This is a genomic window from Afipia sp. 1NLS2 (assembly GCF_000178995.1).
Taxonomy (GTDB): domain Bacteria; phylum Pseudomonadota; class Alphaproteobacteria; order Rhizobiales; family Xanthobacteraceae; genus Afipia.
On sequence record NZ_ADVZ01000003.1, the window covers coordinates 110,953 to 127,514 of the forward strand.

General features: G+C 60.7%; 16 protein-coding genes. 10 read left to right on the top strand and 6 right to left on the bottom strand.

The features are described 5' to 3' along the window. Window positions 1-8: 8 nt before the first annotated feature. Together hemA and bioB are read right to left on the bottom strand one after the other, a co-directional pair. The gene (gene hemA / locus AFIDRAFT_RS11960; protein ID WP_009339713.1) at window positions 9-1,235 is read right to left on the bottom strand and encodes a 5-aminolevulinate synthase; all 1,227 of its coding nucleotides are present in this window, start codon (window positions 1,233-1,235) and stop codon (window positions 9-11) included. Window positions 1,236-1,406: 171 nt separating this feature from the next. Next, window positions 1,407-2,462: a biotin synthase BioB gene (gene bioB, locus AFIDRAFT_RS11965; RefSeq protein WP_009339715.1), complete on the bottom strand. Its 1,056-nt coding sequence runs from the start codon at window positions 2,460-2,462 to the stop codon at window positions 1,407-1,409. On the opposite strand from bioB, the gene AFIDRAFT_RS11970 reads away from it, so the two are divergent. Both AFIDRAFT_RS11970 and AFIDRAFT_RS11975 read left to right on the top strand, forming a co-directional pair. Next, on the top strand, window positions 2,461-3,474 hold the full coding sequence (locus AFIDRAFT_RS11970) for a LysR family transcriptional regulator (protein WP_245258171.1): 1,014 nt from the start codon (window positions 2,461-2,463) through the stop codon (window positions 3,472-3,474). The two genes, bioB and AFIDRAFT_RS11970, sit on opposite strands and share 2 nt — an antisense overlap. Window positions 3,475-3,576: 102 nt before the next feature. Further along, window positions 3,577-4,368 carry an aldolase gene (locus tag AFIDRAFT_RS11975; RefSeq protein ID WP_009339719.1) on the top strand — a complete coding sequence of 264 codons (792 nt, stop codon included), beginning with the start codon at window positions 3,577-3,579 and terminating at the stop codon, window positions 4,366-4,368. Window positions 4,369-4,392: 24 nt separating this feature from the next. Here AFIDRAFT_RS11975 and AFIDRAFT_RS11980 read toward each other — a convergent pair whose 3' ends face one another. Next, entirely contained in the window at window positions 4,393-5,418 is a 1,026-nt protein-coding gene (locus AFIDRAFT_RS11980) for an iron-sulfur cluster-binding domain-containing protein (RefSeq protein ID WP_009339721.1), read from the bottom strand. A 164-nt stretch (window positions 5,419-5,582) separates the two neighbouring features. On the opposite strand from AFIDRAFT_RS11980, the gene AFIDRAFT_RS11985 reads away from it, so the two are divergent. Further along, complete coding sequence (locus AFIDRAFT_RS11985) at window positions 5,583-6,206, top strand: helix-turn-helix domain-containing protein (protein ID WP_040298437.1); 624 nt, start codon at window positions 5,583-5,585, stop codon at window positions 6,204-6,206. 102 nt (window positions 6,207-6,308) lie between these two features. Here the strand turns inward: AFIDRAFT_RS11985 and AFIDRAFT_RS11990 are convergent, their stop codons facing one another. Further along, window positions 6,309-6,713, bottom strand: a complete 405-nt coding sequence (locus tag AFIDRAFT_RS11990; RefSeq protein ID WP_009339725.1) for a cupin domain-containing protein — start codon at window positions 6,711-6,713, stop codon at window positions 6,309-6,311. 66 nt (window positions 6,714-6,779) lie between these two features. Next, window positions 6,780-7,427: a DJ-1/PfpI family protein gene (locus tag AFIDRAFT_RS11995; RefSeq protein ID WP_009339727.1), complete on the bottom strand. Its 648-nt coding sequence runs from the start codon at window positions 7,425-7,427 to the stop codon at window positions 6,780-6,782. Between the two features lie 142 nt (window positions 7,428-7,569). Between AFIDRAFT_RS11995 and AFIDRAFT_RS12000 the strand changes: the two genes are divergently transcribed. From AFIDRAFT_RS12000 to AFIDRAFT_RS12010, 3 genes are all read left to right on the top strand, one after another. Further along, on the top strand, window positions 7,570-8,874 hold the full coding sequence (locus AFIDRAFT_RS12000; protein WP_009339729.1) for an MFS transporter: 1,305 nt from the start codon (window positions 7,570-7,572) through the stop codon (window positions 8,872-8,874). Between the two features lie 192 nt (window positions 8,875-9,066). Beyond that, entirely contained in the window at window positions 9,067-10,146 is a 1,080-nt protein-coding gene (locus AFIDRAFT_RS12005; protein ID WP_009339731.1) for a ketopantoate reductase family protein, read from the top strand. A gap of 50 nt (window positions 10,147-10,196) precedes the next feature. Then, window positions 10,197-10,628 carry an OsmC family protein gene (locus AFIDRAFT_RS12010; protein ID WP_009339733.1) on the top strand — a complete coding sequence of 144 codons (432 nt, stop codon included), beginning with the start codon at window positions 10,197-10,199 and terminating at the stop codon, window positions 10,626-10,628. 10 nt (window positions 10,629-10,638) lie between these two features. Here AFIDRAFT_RS12010 and AFIDRAFT_RS12015 read toward each other — a convergent pair whose 3' ends face one another. Further along, window positions 10,639-11,562, bottom strand: coding sequence for a DMT family transporter (locus tag AFIDRAFT_RS12015; protein WP_009339735.1), 924 nt, complete (start codon window positions 11,560-11,562; stop codon window positions 10,639-10,641). Window positions 11,563-11,679: 117 nt separating this feature from the next. Between AFIDRAFT_RS12015 and AFIDRAFT_RS12020 the strand changes: the two genes are divergently transcribed. From AFIDRAFT_RS12020 to AFIDRAFT_RS12035, 4 genes are all read left to right on the top strand, one after another. Then, window positions 11,680-12,144: a nuclear transport factor 2 family protein gene (locus tag AFIDRAFT_RS12020; RefSeq protein ID WP_009339737.1), complete on the top strand. Its 465-nt coding sequence runs from the start codon at window positions 11,680-11,682 to the stop codon at window positions 12,142-12,144. A 32-nt stretch (window positions 12,145-12,176) separates the two neighbouring features. Next, window positions 12,177-12,755 carry a TetR/AcrR family transcriptional regulator gene (locus AFIDRAFT_RS12025; protein WP_009339739.1) on the top strand — a complete coding sequence of 193 codons (579 nt, stop codon included), beginning with the start codon at window positions 12,177-12,179 and terminating at the stop codon, window positions 12,753-12,755. A 115-nt stretch (window positions 12,756-12,870) separates the two neighbouring features. Next, window positions 12,871-14,028 carry an MFS transporter gene (locus AFIDRAFT_RS12030; RefSeq protein WP_009339741.1) on the top strand — a complete coding sequence of 386 codons (1,158 nt, stop codon included), beginning with the start codon at window positions 12,871-12,873 and terminating at the stop codon, window positions 14,026-14,028. 186 nt (window positions 14,029-14,214) lie between these two features. After that, window positions 14,215-16,533: a TonB-dependent receptor gene (locus AFIDRAFT_RS12035; protein WP_009339743.1), complete on the top strand. Its 2,319-nt coding sequence runs from the start codon at window positions 14,215-14,217 to the stop codon at window positions 16,531-16,533. Window positions 16,534-16,562: the final 29 nt, after the last annotated feature.

The window sequence follows — 16,562 nt, forward strand, 5'->3', positions numbered from 1 at the left end:
GTCCGCCGTTATTCGGCGGCGAGCGACTTCTCATTCAGCCGCAGGCCGAGCCGCTCCCAGACCGACACCATCGCCTCGGCGAGCTGATCGATCAGCGCGTCCTCGTGATAGGGCGAGGGCGTGATGCGCAGCCGCTCGGTACCTTTAGGCACGGTCGGGTAGTTGATCGGCTGGATGTAGATGCCGTGCTCTTCGAGCAGAAGGTCGCTGGCCTTCTTGCAGAGTTCAGGATCGCCCACGAAAACCGGCACGATATGCGTATCGCTCGACATCACCGGAATCCCGGCGGCGATCAGGATCGCCTTGACGCGGGCGGCGCGGTCCTGCTGGCGGGAGCGTTCCCATTGCGATGTCTTGAGGTGACGGATCGCGGCGGTCGCGGCCGAGCACACCGCCGGCGGCAATGCCGTGGTGAAAATGAAGCCCGGCGCATGTGAACGGATCGCATCGATCACGTTGGTCTTGCCGGCGATGTAGCCGCCGAGGCAGCCAAACGCCTTTGCAAGCGTGCCTTCGAGAATGTCGATACGGTGCATGACGCCATCACGCTCGGCGATGCCGGCGCCGCGCGGACCGTACATACCGACCGCATGGACTTCATCGACATAGGTCATCGCGCCGTATTTCTCGGCGAGGTCGCAGGCCTTGCCGAGCGGGGCAATGTCGCCGTCCATCGAATAGAGGCTTTCGCATACGATCAGCGTCGGCCGTTCGCGATGGGTGCGAAGTAGCTCTTCGAGATGGGCCATGTCGTTGTGGCGGAATACGATGCGCTCGCAGCCGGACTGACGGATGCCCTCGATCATGGAGTTGTGGTTGAGCGCGTCCGACAAAATCAGGCAGTTCGGAATGAGCTTGGCGAGCGTCGAGATGCCGGTCTGGTTCGACACGTAGCCGGAGGTGAACACCAGCGCGGCTTCCTTGCCGTGAAGATCGGCGAGTTCTTGCTCGAGCTGGATCAGGGAATGGTTGTTACCCGCGATATTGCGGGTGCCGCCTGCGCCGGTGCCGGTTCGGGTCGCGGTCTCGATCATGGCGCCGACCACCTTCGGGTGTTGGCCCATGCCGAGATAGTCGTTGGAGCACCACATCACGACGCTGCGCTCGCCCTTCGGGGTATGCCAGGTTGCGAGGGGGAACCGGCCGGCGATGCGCTCAAGGTCCGCGAACACACGATAGCGCCGTTCATCATGGAGACGGTTCAGGGCGCCGTCGAAGAACCTATTGTAATCCATACCAAAAACCCCACGGGAACCATGGACGAGAAAGCGTCCACGAGAGGGGCGGGCGTTCTCGAATGCCTTTTTAGAGTGTTTCCAGCTTCGGTGTCGAGAGTCGAATCGGGAAGCTGCACTGTCAGGCACGCAGACCGTGGCGGATCGCCGCGCCCGCCGCCTTGCGCGAAATCAAATCGCGCGACTTGAGCCCGCGATTTGGTCCTTGGCTTGATCCTTGGGCTGGCTGTCGGCCCGGACCTCGTCGAACCGGGATTTGATGCCAAGCCGGTCGAGCAGGGCGGCATCCTTGTCGGTCTGCGGGTTCTTGGTGGTCAAGAGCACGTCACCGATGAAGATCGAGTTGGCGCCTGCGAGGAAACACAGCGCCTGCATCTCGTCGGTCATGTACTGGCGGCCCGCGGAGAGCCGCACCACGCTTTTCGGCATCATGATGCGCGCGACCGCGATCATCCGAACCATCTCGATCGGGTCTGGCGCGTTGGCGGTACCGTTGACGGGTACGCCCTTCACTTCATTCCACAGGTTGATCGGCACGCTTTCCGGGTGTTCGGCGAGGTTCGCCAGCAGCATCAGCATGCCGAGGCGATCCTCGACCTGCTCGCCCATGCCGACGATGCCGCCGCAGCACACTTTCAGCCCGGATTCGCGGGCGTGCGCCAGCGTTTCGATGCGATCCTGCATCGTGCGAGTGGTGATGATGTGGCCGTAAAATTCCGGCGAGGTATCGACATTGTGGTTGTAGAAATCGAGGCCGGCGGCGCGCAGCCGGTCGGCCTGTTCGCGCGTCAGCATGCCGAGCGTGGCGCAGGTCTCGAGGCCAAGCGCCTTCACTTCGCTCACCATGTCGCAGACCTTGTCGAGATCCTTGTCCTTCGGGTTGCGCCAGGCCGCCGCCATGCAGAAACGGTTCGCGCCCGATTCCTTGGCGCGCTTCGCGGTGGCGATCACGTCGTCATGGTCCATCAGCTTGGTGGCCTTGACGTCGGTCTTATAGTGGGCGCTCTGCGAGCAGTAGCCGCAATCCTCCGGGCAGCCGCCGGTCTTGATGCTGAGCAGGCTCGCCGTCTCGACATGGTTGGGGTCGAAATTGGCGCGGTGGATGCTCTGCGCCTGAAACATCAGGTCGGCGAAAGGCAGATCGTACAGCGCCTGCGCTTCGTCGCGCGTCCAGTCATGGCGCGGCAGCACCGATCCTTTGACAACCGAAAAAGACGAGACGTTCATGGCCGATCCTGCGTGTCGCGGGCGCCTTCCGGTCACCCTGATCCCGACCAAGGGTGGACCATGCGGCTCGCGGGGTGTCAACACGCCGCAGGTCCGCAGGATGCTTGACGGGTCGCACGCCCGGCAGCACACACATGATATGGAGAGCCTGGACCGCCAGCTTCGTTATTTCGTCAGGATCGCGGAGACAAAATCGCTGTCGCGCGCGGCCGACGGTCTCGATCTGACCCAGTCGGCGATCAGCCGTCAGCTCGCCTCGCTGGAAGCGTATGTCGGTAATGCCCTGTTCGTCCGTACCGGCCGCGGCGTCGAACTGACCGATTGCGGCCGCAGGCTGCTGGCGGCGGCGAAACCTGCCTACGCCGCGATCGATGAGGCGCTGGAGGACATCCGCGAGAGGGAGGGACTTTCGCGCGGGACCATCCGGGTCGCGACGGTGCATACGCTTAGTTACTATTTCACCGCCGATGTGCTGGCCCAATTCGTTGGCCGGCATGAGCAGGTTAATCTCTCGCTGATGGGCCGCAGTTCGCCGGACGTAGTCGCACTGGTGGAGAGCGGCCGGGCCGATCTGGGCTTTGTCTATGATGTTGCGGTCAATTCCGCAGATCTCGCGGCGACTCCGCTGTTCGACGACGAGATGTGCCTGATCGCTCCGAAGTCGCACCGGCTCCCGGTGCCGGTCGATTTGAACAAGGCGGATATCAAGCTGGTCGGCTTTCCGCCGCACTATGCGCTGCACAAGATGCTGCGTGCGGCGGTGAAGAAACCGCAGATCGTGGCGGAGGCGGAAACCGTCGATGCGATGTTGCAGCTTGTCGCCTCGGGCGTCGGCGCGTGCGTGCTGCCGTCGCGGATTCCGGACCGGGTGCTTGCAGAGCACGATCTGGTGAAAACGGCAATCGCCAGCCCCGTGCTCAAGCGGCGCATCGTGGCCATCACGCGGACGGACCGCCCGTCCTCGCCGCTGGTGCAGGAATTGCTGCAACTCGCGACCGCAGCAGCGCATTAGCCGACGCGCACCTCATCTCAGTTATGAGCGCCGCTTCATGGCCGCGCATCGCCCTTCCTTCGATACTCCGGAAATCTTATTGGCGGAAACAGGGAGGAACCCATGAACGTGGATGTGAAGAGCTTGCGCGCCAAGGAATATTTCGACGACCGCGCGACAAAGGAAATGGCGGAGCACCTCAAAGGCACACAGCGCAGCCCCAAGGAAAAGCTCGCTTATGCCTGCCGCATTCTGGCGATGACCGAACAGGAAGCGGGCCTCGCGGGCCAGATCAGCCTGCGCTCGGAGCGGCCGGATGCCTACTGGACGCTTCGCTTCGGTCTTGGCTTCGATGAAGCCACGCCCGATGACTTCATCGAGGTCGACCGCGACCTGAACACGCTGACCGGCCACGGCATGCCCAATCCGGCGACCCGTTTTCACCTCTGGGTGTATGAGGCGCGGCCCGACGTGCAATCGATGATCCACACCCACTCGCCTTGGGCGTCGGCTCTTGCGGCGGCGCGCCAGCCGCTGGTGATCTCGCAGATGGACATGACGCCGCTGCACGACGATTGCGCGTTCCTCGGAGACTGGCCGGGCGTGCCAATCGCCGATCAGGAAGGCGTGCTGATTTCCGAGGCTCTCGGCTCCAGGCGCGCCATCATCCTCGCCCATCATGGCTACCTCACCGCGGGCTGCTCGATCGAGGAAGCGACCTATCTGTCGGTCTATCTCGAGCGTGCCGCGCGGATGCAGATTCGTGCCCGTGTGTTTGGCCCGCTGACGCCGGTCGATCCTGTGCTCGCCAGGGAAGCGCACGACTATCTGCTGAAGCCGTCGATCGTGAACGCCACGTTCGATTACTGGTGCCGGCAGACGCACCACGCGAATCTGGCGCCGGTTGCGCGATAAGACGCAAGAAGCGCGCGAGCGCTGCTACAGTTCGATCTCGACCCTGCTCATCGGGATGGTGGAGCACATCAACTGGCAGTGCTCGCGCGTTTTCGCCGAGGTCTCGCGAATTTTCATAACGTCGCCCGATGTCACCTTGCGCGCGCACATGCCGCACATTCCGGTGCGGCAGTTGAAAGGCGCGGTGATCCCGAGGCTTTCGGCGAATTCCAGCAGCGTGCCCTTCTCGGGCGTCCATGTCGCCGCGATGCCTGAGGTCGTGAACGTCACCGGTTGCGGATGGAGCGTCGGCAATTCTTTTTCGTTGGCGATCTCCGCAGGCGGTGCGAGGGTTGCGCCCATCTCCTGTGTGTAGATATCGCGGCATGGGATGCCGTTGTCGCGCATTGCGGCTTCCGTTGCGGCGACGAATTCCCTCGGGCCGCAGATGTAGGCGTCGAACTCCTCGCGGGGAAAGAATTCCGCGCACTCGCCAAGGTCCATGTCGCCGTTGAGGTCGTATTCCTTGCCCGGCCGGTCGATCTGGCGCGGATTGCTGAACCAGACTTTCCAGACGCTGTTCGGCAGATCGGCTTTTAGCGATCCCAGTTTGCCTTTCAGGGCGAATGTCGAGCTGTTGAACGTCGCGTGCAGAAACACGGCCTGATGCCGTGATGCCCTCACGGCCAGTTCTTCCGCCATCGCGGTGACGGCGGCTTCGCCGATGTCCTTGCTGAGAATGACGATGGGCCGGTCAAGCTCGGCGGTGAGATGAAACGATCCCTGCGGTCCGGTCGCGCGAATGAGGCCGCCTTTTTCCGCATGGTCGGTCCAGTAGGAGGCTGCTCTTGCGGCATCCGTCGCATCGGTGTGGACGACCGTGATGCGATAAATCTTCGGGTCGGGAGAAAAGGCGGACAACACATAAGGGCGCTCGCCGACGCCTGGAATATCGAAAGCGAGATGCTGCCCGGCTTGAAAGCGCTCCAGTGCGCCGTCCGAGATCAGGAATACGGAGATCGTGTTCGGTGTTTCTCTGACTTTACGGGCGATTTTGTACTGCCGTTGCATGGTGTCGTCCCTAGGCTTCCCAATGTTTCTTATCAGGAAACTTGCGAAGGATCAAATATGGGACGGCTGGCAGTCTGCTATAGATGGGACTATCTATGGAAAACGGTTCCGACCAAGCCGGACTGTTGATAATCAAGAGCTTCCGGCACAATAAACGATTCGAAATGACAACAACCGACATCTTGGAAACCGGGTTTAAAGGCGAGCAGGAAATCGACACGCTTGGACGCCGGATCAGGCAACTGCGCAAGATGCAGGAGCGTACGCTGGATTCGCTGGCCCAGGAGGTCGGGCTCACCAAGGGTTATCTTTCCAAGGTCGAGACCGGCCGTCAGACGCCACCTCTCGGGACTCTCTCAAAACTCGCCAAGGCGCTCGGCACGGATCTCGCGGGGCTGGTTGAAAACGGAGCTGGTGAGCGCTCCGAGCCCGGGTATGAAGGTGTTTCCGTGGTGCGCGCCGATGAGCGGCGTAACGTCGTGCGCGGCGCTACGTCGTTCGGCTACGACTACCAGTCGCTGGTGCAGAGCGCCGCCGGCAAGCACATGTCGCCGTTTCTGTTCACCTTCCCCTCGCAGATCCTCAAGGAAGTGTTCTTCGAGCATGGCGGCGAGGAGATGATCTTCGTGCTCAGCGGCGTTGTGGAATTCGAGGTTGGCAACGAGACCTTCGAGTTGATGCCGGGCGATTGTATCTATTTCGATCCTCGCCAGAGGCATCGCGGGCGCGGCAAGTCCGGCGAGGCCAAGGCTCTCGTGGTGTTGTACGAGCCCAAAAACCGCAGCTAATTCGCTCCCCCGGAAAACCGCGCGGGCCACCGGGCCGTAAAAAAGGGGCGCTGCGAGCAGCGCCCCGAGATCAAGGCTGGGGGAACGATCAGTCGCCTTGAATCAGCTTGCGAGAGCGCCTTCCTTCTCGACGCCGAATCCCGCGGTCTCGCCGAACTTGTTCGGCTTGCGGTAGACGGCGAGAAGAATGCAGCCTTCGTCGCTCTTGGTCTCGTGATAGGAGCCGGGGTGGCGCCAGACGAAATTGCCCGCGCGGCAAATGCCGTCGTGATCGTAGAACGAACCTTCGAGCACATAGCTCTGCTCGAGTTCGGGATGCTGGTGGAAGGGCAGCGTGGTGCCCGGTTCCCACTTCAGCAGGCAGGTCAGTTCGCCGGTTTCCGGCTTTTCGTATAGCACCTTGATCTGGATGCCTTCGAACTGGGATGGCTTCCAGTCCATGTCGGTGACCTTCACATAGACCGAACCGCCCGGTGTGGGTTCTTTGGTGACGAAGCGTGGGTCCATCGGGGTATCCTCCTTTGTTAAATAAGTATCCTATTAGGATACAAACGAGAGAAGCTGTCAACTCAGTTATGCGGCCGCAGTTTTGAGCGTGCCGGCGGCTTCGGAAAACGCGCCGTCATTGCCGCTCCATGGGTATTCGATGATGCGCGCAGTCTCCTTCGCGACGTCCGTGCCGCGTAACCGCGCGATCAGATGCAATGTTGTATCGACTGCCAGAACGACACCGCCGCCGGTGACGACCGCGCCGGAATCGACGAACCGTGCTTCGGTGCCTTTCACGCCGGGATAAAGTTTTTTCATCAAGGCGAGCGGCGTCTCGGTGCCGGTGGGCGCGAAGCGGCGCGTGGTTGCACCCTTGCCGTCGAGCAGGCCAGCGCCAGCAAGTATAAGCGCCCCAGTGCAAACTGAAGCCACGATGCCCTTCTGCGCGAACGTGCGAATGAAGTCGAGGGTCTGCTCATCCTTGCTGACCTGAGGCCATGCGGCCCCGCCGAGAATCATCAACACGTCTCCGGCGGGACAATTCGTCACGCTGTAGGGAGCGATGATCTCAAGTCCATTAGAGAGCCGAACCGGTCCGGCCTTGTTGGCCACCAGGATCATGTCGATGCCTGGATCGACACGCTTGGCCATTGAAAGAACGCCGAATGTTGCGCCGATGTCGATCGGTTCAACATCATCATAGGCGTGGATGATGAACGTGGTGTTTGGCATGCCAGACGTCTCCTGCTCTAAGAAACTTTGCTTAAATAAGTATCGCAGAAGGAAACTTAGTTGACAACTTTCTATTCAGCAACGATGCTGAAGTTTCTTAATCCGGGAAACATAACCCGCAAAGTCAACTAGGGAGAAACAAATGTCGACAGCAGAGGTACTAAACCCCGCTGTGCCCAAGGAGGGGTCCAGCATCAAGCACATCGTCACGGCGAGCGTGCTCGGCACCACGGTCGAGTGGTACGATTTCTTGATCTATGGCACCGCGGCGGCGCTGGTGTTCAACAAGCTGTTCTTTCCAAACTACGATCCGTTGGTCGGCACACTCGCTGCATTCGGCTCCTACGCAGTGGGCTTTGTCGCGCGTCCGCTGGGCGGCGCGGTGTTCGGCCATTTCGGCGACAAGCTCGGCCGCAAGGCGATGCTGACACTCACCATGATCATCATGGGTGCAGGTACGTTCCTGATCGGATGTCTTCCGACGTATGATCAGGTCGGCATTCTCGCTCCGATCCTGCTGCTGGTTCTGCGAATGGCGCAAGGCATCGGCATCGGCGGCGAGTGGGGCGGCGCGACCCTGATGGTGATCGAAAGCGGCGACCGGCACCGCCGTGGCTTCCTCGGCAGCCTCGTCCAGGTCGGTTTTCCGCTCGGTATGGTGTGCGCGACGCTGGTCTTCCTTTTGGTCTCCAAGCTGCCCGATGATCAGTTCATGAGCTGGGGCTGGCGGCTTCCGTTCTGGCTGAGCGCGATTCTCGTCGCCGTCGGCCTGTTCGTGCGCATGCGGCTCGTCGAGACGCCGAAGTTCGCGAAAGTCCAGGAGCAGGGTGAGGTGTCCAAGGCGCCGCTTGTCGACGTGCTCACCAAGGACTTCAAGAATTTCATCGTCGCGGTGGGTCTCAAGATCTCGGAAGTGGCGTGGGTGTATGTGCTGATCGGCTTCCTGGTCTATTATGCGACATCACACCTGCACCTCTCGAAAACGGTCATTCTCGACGCGGTGCTTTACGCAGCGATGCTCGAACTGGTGACGCTGCCGCTGTTCGGGTTGTTGTCGGACTATGTAGGCCGCAAGCCGCTTTACATCGCCGGCACCATTCTTTCGATGATCGCGGCCTTCCCGCTGTTCACGTTTGTCGAGACCAAGGACCCGACGACGATCGCGATCGCGATTGCGATCATCATGAGCATCACCCACGGGCTGATGTTCAGTCCGCAGGCTGCTTTCATCCCCGAGCTGTTCGGCACCAAGGTGCGTTATAGCGGCGCGTCGCTCGGCGTGCAGGTATCGGCGGCGATCAGCGGCGGCTTTGCTCCGATGATCGCGACGGGCCTGCTGGCTTATTACGGCTCCACGCACGCGATTTCGTGGTACCTCATCGCTCTCGGCGCCATCACGCTGATCGCGACGCTGGTATCGCGGGAAACCGCCTTCGAGGATCTGTAACGGATCAGGAGCCGGCCTCGTTGAGGCCGGCTCCACCTCTACCGGCTATTCGATACACGTTCGCACGGCCATGACCGTGCGTGCACGTCAGGCGCAACAAGCGCTCAAACAAAACACCTTGGGACATACGGGGACGGGTTCTGGCTGCAAGGCCGGGCGCAGCGTCTCTGTTGCAAAAAAAAGAGAACAATGATGTCACACTATAAAATCCTCATCCTCGGCGCGTCCTATGGGTCGCTGCTCGCTTCAAAACTTCTGTTCGGCGGACACTCCGTCACGCTGGTCTGCCTGCCTGCGGAGGCCGATCTCATCAACAGCGAGGGCTTTCGCGTACGGATGCCGGTCCGCGGCCGCGAACAACCGCTTCTGATCGATTCACGCAATCTGCCCGGCAAGGTGTCCGCGATGGGTGCGGGGGACGTGAATCCGGCGGACTACGACCTGATCGGCCTCGCGATGCAGGAGCCGCAATACGGCGCGCCGGGCGTACGCGAACTGCTGGAGCGTATCGCGCGATCACGCGTGCCGTGCATGTCGATCATGAACATGCCGCCGCTGCCCTATATCGCCCGTCTGTCGGGTGTCGATGCGGATGCCGTGAAAGCCGCATACACCGACCCGTCGGTCTGGAGCGCGTTCGATCCCGGCACGCTAACCCTGTGCAGCCCCGATCCGCAGGCGATCCGTCCGCCGGAGGAAAAGGTCAACTTCCTGCACGTCACGCTGCCGACCAACTTCAAGGTCGCGCGGTTTGAGAACGAAAACAGCAACGCCATCCTGCGCCGACTTGAGAGCGACATCAATGCGATCCGCATGGAGACGCCGGAAGGCAAGACGGAAGTGCCGGTGAAGCTGCGCTTCCACGATTCGCTGTTCGTGCCGCTGGCAAAATGGCCGATGCTGCTCGCTGGAAATTATCGCTGCATCACGGCGGATGGCATGCGCACCGCGCAGGAAGCGGTTCATTCCGATCTCGCGCAATCGCGCGCGGTGTATGAGTTCGTGAGTGACGTCTGCATCGCGCTCGGCGCGAAGCGCGAAGATCTCGTGCCGTTCGAGAAATACGCTGCGGCGGCCAAAAGCCTCGCGCGGCCGGCATCGGTGGCGCGCGCTCTGACCAATGGAGCGGCGAATGTCGAGCGCGCCGACAAGCTCGTGCAATTGCTGGCGCAGCAGAAGGGCATGAATCATCCGGCGGTCGACCAGATCGTTGCGCTGGTGGACCGAAGACTCGATGCGAACCGGAAGAGGCTGAAATCCGCGGCCGCCTGAGACGGCTGCAATTCCGCTCGGGCGGATCGCTGCATCCAAGGAGTTGACTGATGAAGGTGAAAACATTCGGCTCCGCGACATGGAGCGGCGGCATCAAGGACGGGAAGGGCGCCATTTCCACCAAGAGCGGCGCCCTGACCGACTACCCCTATGGCTTGGGCAGCCGCTACGAAGGCAAGCCCGGAAGTAATCCGGAAGAACTGCTGGGCGCGGCGCACGCGGCATGTTTCACGATGAACCTGTCGCGGCTTTTGACCGAGGCTGGCTTCAAGGCCGATAAGATGGATACGAATGCGGCTGTCACGCTGGAGATTGAGGGCGACAGCTTCACCATCACGTCCGTGCACCTGACGTTCAAGGGAGAGATTCCCGGCATCGACCGGCAAACATTCGATGGCTTAATCGCCAGAGCGAAATCCGGCTGCCCGGTGTCGAAGCTGTTCAATTGTACGATTACGCTCGATGCAAGTCTGGTGTCCTGATCTGCGATCGCTACACGGCTTCCGGGACTTTTTGCGTGATACGGGCGTTGCGGCCCGCTGCAACGATCGCCACCACGAGCGCCGCCACCGCGATGGTGGAAGGGCCGACATGTTCGCCGTTGATAACTGCGGACAGTCCGAGCGTGACGAAGGTTTGCAGCAACTGCACCTGGCTGACGCGGGCAACGCCGCCCATCACGAGTCCGGCATTCCACGCAAAGAAGCCGACGAACATGCTGAAGACGGAGACGTAGGCAAAGGCGACCCACGCAGCGGTCGGCACCGCGCCGGGATTGGTCGGCCATAGCCATATCGCGAGCGGCAGGGTCAGCGGCAGTGCCAGCACCAGAATCCATGAGATGACTTCCCAGCCGGGCATCTCGTGGCTGAGGTCGGCCGAGAACACGTAGCCGATCGAGGTCGAGATCGCGGCCAGAAACAGATAGACATCGCCGATTGCGATTTCGCCGCCGCTGTCGCGCAGGGCGAACGCCACCACCACCGTGGTGCCGAGTCCTGCCAGCAGCCAGAAGCGCAGCGAGGGACGCTCGCCCAGGATCACGCTGGCGGCTGCGGCTGTGGTCAACGGCAGGATGCCGAGCACGACGCCGCCATGTGCAGCGGGCACCGTCAGCATCGCCAGCGCCATCAACCCCGGAAAGCCGAAAACGATGGTCACGATGCAGATCAGCATCGTGCGGATCTGGCGCATGCTCGGCCAGCGCCGCCGTAACATCAGAAGCAGCGCGGCCGAGAGAAGGCCGGAGGCGGCCGCACGGCCGGCCGTGATGAAGAACGGATCGAGTCCTTCCACCGCAAGACGTGTCGCGGGCAGCGTGCCGCCGAAAATGGCTATTCCGATGAAGCCGAGCCCCATACCGAGTGTCTGCCGGGACAGCCCCGTCCGGGACGGCGAGGTTTCATTATGGGTCATGACCGGTCCCGGGCAGCTTTAGACCACAGGGTTGCAATACTAGACCGATTGGTATAGTCAAAACTCATTGGTTTAAACATCGCCGTTCATGCCACCCACACATTAAAGGACGCCGCCATGGCCACGCCGCTTGTACCGCCTTTTACCTTTGAAACCGCCACCGCGAAGGTGCGAATGGCGGAAGATGGCTGGAACAGCCGCGATCCGCAAAAGGTCGCGCTGGTTTACACGGAAGACAGCCAATGGCGTAATCGCGCGGAATTTCCTGTCGGACGCAAGCAGATCATCGAGTTTCTCACCCGAAAATGGGCGAAAGAACTGGACTATCGTCTGATCAAGGAAATGTGGGCCTTTTCCGATACCCGCATCGCCGTGCGTTTTGCTTACGAATGCCACGACGACAGCGGCAACTGGTTCCGTTCCTATGGCAACGAAAATTGGGAGTTCAACGCGGCGGGCCTGATGCAGCGCCGCTTCGCTTCGATTAATGATATGCCGATCAAGGAAACGGACCGCAAATTCCACTGGCCGCTGGGCCGCCGGCCGGATGATCATCCGGGTCTGTCCGATCTTGGGCTATAGAACCAGAACTGACGGGGGCTGACAGAGAGGACATGGCGCGCACGGTTTTCGAGAAAAGCGACGCGATCACACGGGTGGCCGAGGTCTTTCGCGAACTCGGCTTCGAGGGCGCGTCACTGTTTGAAATCACCGAGCGCACTGGCCTGTCGAAGGGCAGCCTCTATCACTTCTTTCCCGAGGGGAAGGAAGGCATGGCGGCGGAAATTCTGGCCGATGTCGACGGATGGTTCGTGCGTGAAGTGTTTGAACCACTGGAGCGCGATGAGCCGCGTGCCGCGATCGCGCAGATGTGGCGGACGGTTGACAGTTATTTTCGCTCCGGCCGCAGGGTTTGCCTGCTTGGAGCCTTCGCGCTGGATGAGACACGGGATCGCTTCGCCAAGCCGATCCGACTTTATTTCAAGCGTTGGATCGAGGCGCTTGACGGCGCGCTGGTTCGGGCAGGCGCCGATGCAGTCATTGCGAAGTCTCTTGCAGAGGATATCGTCGGAAGCATTCAGGGTGCGCTCACGCTTGCGCGCGCGCTGAAGGAAGACGCCGTCTTCGGCCGCACGCTGGCGCGCCTGCAACAGCGCACCGATGCTGTGCTTCCCCCTCACAGAAAATCCTGAGCGTATTTTAGATCTTTCGGCCGGTGTATTGACTCGCCGGTTCTGGTAGACAGCAGCCTCCGCGCTGTGCGCTTCCTTTCCACCATTTCCGGTCATTATGACAAATCGAAACTATATGTCGGGTCTGCTGCTGTGGATTTGCGGCGCCGGTCTGCGTCTGAGCGTGCTCGCGGTGCCGCCGGTGATTTCGCTGATCCAGTCGGACCTGCAACTGTCCGGCACGGAGATCGGAATTCTCACCGGCATTCCTGTGATCCTGTTCGCGATTGCTGCCGCCCCCGGCTCATTGCTGATCGAGCATGTCGGAGTGCGATGGACGTTGGCTGGCGGTCTTGCGATCACGGCGCTTGGTTCCGGCCTGCGCGCGCTGGCGCCGGAAGCCTACTCGCTCTACGCGGCGACCGTTCTGATGAGCGGCGGTATCGCCATCATGCAGCCTGCGATGGGTGCTGCCGTCCGGCAGTGGATGCCGGAGCGCGCAGCGTTCGGCACGGCGCTCTACACCAACGGACTCATCGTCGGCGAGGTCGTCCCCGTCGCGCTGATGCTTCCGGTGTTGCTGCCGTATTTCAACCAGAGTTGGCGGCTTGGTCTTCTGACATGGTCCGCGCCGCTGCTGGTCATCGCGATCATGGTGTTCGCCTTCGGCCCGCGAACGGAGAATCATGCGGTCAGCAAGCCCGGACGCCTGTGGCCCGATCTTGCCAGCAAGCTGAACTGGAAGATTGGCATGATCCTGGCGAGTGTCGCCAGTACCTATTTCTGCACCAACGCCTTCTTGCCTGCTTACCTGACGAGCATGGGACGAAGCGCGGACGTCAGCGCTGCACTGACGGCGCTGAACGTCGGACAGTTTCCGATCTCGCTGTTGATGGTGGCGCTGGCGGACCGGTTTCAGAGCAAGCGCTGGCCGTTCATCTTCTTTGGCATCATGATGCTGGCAAGCATTTTCGGTGTCGTGTTTTCGACCGGCTGGTGGACAACCATATCAGCGGGCGTGACGGGTATGGCTTGCAGCGCGCTGCTGACGCTCAGCATGGCGCTGCCGCCGTTGCTCGCGCGTAATCCGGACGATGTTGCGCGCATTCTCGCTGCGGCGCTGGCGATCAGTTACACCTACGCGATGTTCGTTTCGCTTGTGAGCGGCATGGCCTGGGACATCGGCGGCATGGCGGTGTTCGCATTCGTGCCGGTGGCGATCGCGGCGACGCCCAGTCTGTTCACGATCTGGATGATCTCTCTCAAACCGGCGTCGAATAACGATCGCTCGTGATGCGAGGTATTGTTGCGTGTTGGTATGATTTCTTAGAAGCTATCTAAACAAAACGGTTTAGAGGGCATCTAAGGTATATCCAGGAATTTTTGCCGTTGTTGGTTGTCTCCCTCAATGATACTCGCCGCACGGCGACTGACTGGGGGAATAACCGTGTCTGTTTCAAAACATCTCTTTGAGTTGAAGATGGTTCGACGAGTGGCGCTCGCGTCAACCGCGGGTGCTGCGTTGAGCCTCGGAATTTTTATCGGGCCTGCTCATGCCCAGCAGGCTGCCGGGCAAACCAGTGCGACGTTGCCGGCAGTGACAATCGATGCGGCGAAACCGCGGACGCACAAGCGGAAAAGGTCGGCATCATCCTCGTCGAATACGCGCCGCGCCGCGCGCCGTTCAGGCCGGCCGCAGACGCAGCAACCACCGGCGCCGGTGGCGAACACGGCCACCTTCGATGCGCGCACCGGCACCGTGGGGTATTATTCGAACAGCACGTCGGTCGCCACCAAGACCAACACGCCGCTCTTGAACATTGCGCAATCGGTCAATGTGGTTCCGAAGCAGATGCTCGAGGATCAGGCGACCCGCAGCATCACCGACATCACCCGCTACATTCCGGGCGTCTCGGTGCATCAGGGCGAAGGTAACCGCGATGAACTCGTGATCCGCGGCGTCGATTCCAGCGCGAACTTCTTCGTCAACGGCTTCCGTGACGACGTCCAGTATTTCCGCGATCTCTACAACACGCAGAGCCTCGAGGTGATCAAGGGGCCGAGCGCGCTGACGTTCGGGCGCGGGGCGGGTGGCGGTCTCGTCAACCGCACACTGAAGGAAGCGGACGGCCAGCGTATCTATGAGGCTACCGCGCAGACCGGCTCGTGGGGCGATCGTCGCTTTACGATCGATGCGGGGCAGGCGGTCAACGACAAGGTCGCGGTTCGCCTCAATGCGTTCTATGAAGGTTCGGACACGTTCCGCGATTTCGGGCGGCTTGAGCGCTATGGCATCAATCCGACGCTGACCTGGAAGCCGACCGACGACACCAAGGTCAAGCTCTCTTACGAATACTACCACGACAAGGAATTGGCGGATCGCGGCAATCCCTCTCTCGCTCAGGCGGGGACGAGCCGTTTCAACCCGACGGTGCCGTTCGTGCCGAGCAACGATTTCTCGAAATTCTTCGGCAGCCCGATCTACAACAACACCTATGCCGACGTGCAGACCACGATGGCGGTGATCGACCACGACTTCGGCAACGGCCTGACCGTCAAGAACTCGACGATGTATGCCGACTTCAACCGCGGATACACCAATGTCTATCCGGGTAGTGCGGCGACCGTGACCGGTCCCGGCACCGGGACGATGAATCTAAGCGCCTATCAGAATACGACGAACCGCGAGAATCTGTTCAACCAGACCGATTTTACCTACAAGACGTTTACTGGGCCGATTTTCCACACGGTTGCATTTGGAACCGAATTTGGAAGACAGACCGGCCTCGGGCTTCGTAATACCGGCTTTTTCAACGGCGCGACGACGGTGGCGGTCAACCCGTTTAATCCCACTTATTTCGGGCCGGTCACGTTTAATCATTTGATCAATAATCCGCCGGTCAATGGCTCAACCGGTGACTCCAATAGCGTTTATCGCCTGAATATCTCGTCGGCCTATGCGCAGGACCAGATCGATGTGACGCGCTGGTTGCAGTTGATCGCAGGCGCGCGGTTCGACCGGTTCGATATGACAGCTACCGACCGGAATGTTCCGGGAGGCGTCACGCGTAATCGCGTCGATGACAAGGTATCGCCCCGCGCTGGCGTGATCTTCAAGCCGGTCGATAACGTATCGCTCTACGGTGCCTACAGCATTTCCTATCTTCCGGCGTCGGGCGATCAGTTCAGTGCGCTGTCGGACGGGACGCTCATTCTCGATCCGCAGAAGTTCGAGAACACTGAAATAGGTGCGAAGTGGAATATCAATCCGAAGCTGCTGTGGACGGCGGCTCTCTATAATCTGAACCGGACCAATCAGCCATTCCCAGTCGGAAACGGCTTCTTCGTCCCGAATGGTGCAACCCATACTCGCGGATTTGAAACTGCATTGAATGGTTATGTCACCGCTGATTGGCAGTCGATCCTCGGTTATGCCTATACCGATGCTCGTGTTGCGAGGGATCTGTCGACGGTCTTTGTGACGGGCAACCGCGTTCAACTCGTGCCGTACAACCAGTTCTCGTGGTGGAACAAGTATCAGATCGACCCACGCTGGGCGGCGGCCCTCGGTGTGATCTATTTCGGTAATTCCTACGCAAGTAACGATGACACCGTGAGATTGCCGGGCTTCGTGCGGTTCGACGCGGCGCTCTATTGGAAGATCGACAAGACATGGAGCGCGCAGTTCAACGTCGAAAACATCTTCGACAAGGGCTACTGGGCGAGCGCGGACGGCAACAATAACCTGTCTCCCGGTCAGGGCCGGACCTTCCGCGTGCTGGCGCGGGCCAAGTTCTAACCAGCCCTGCTGGAATAAGCCTGTCTGAA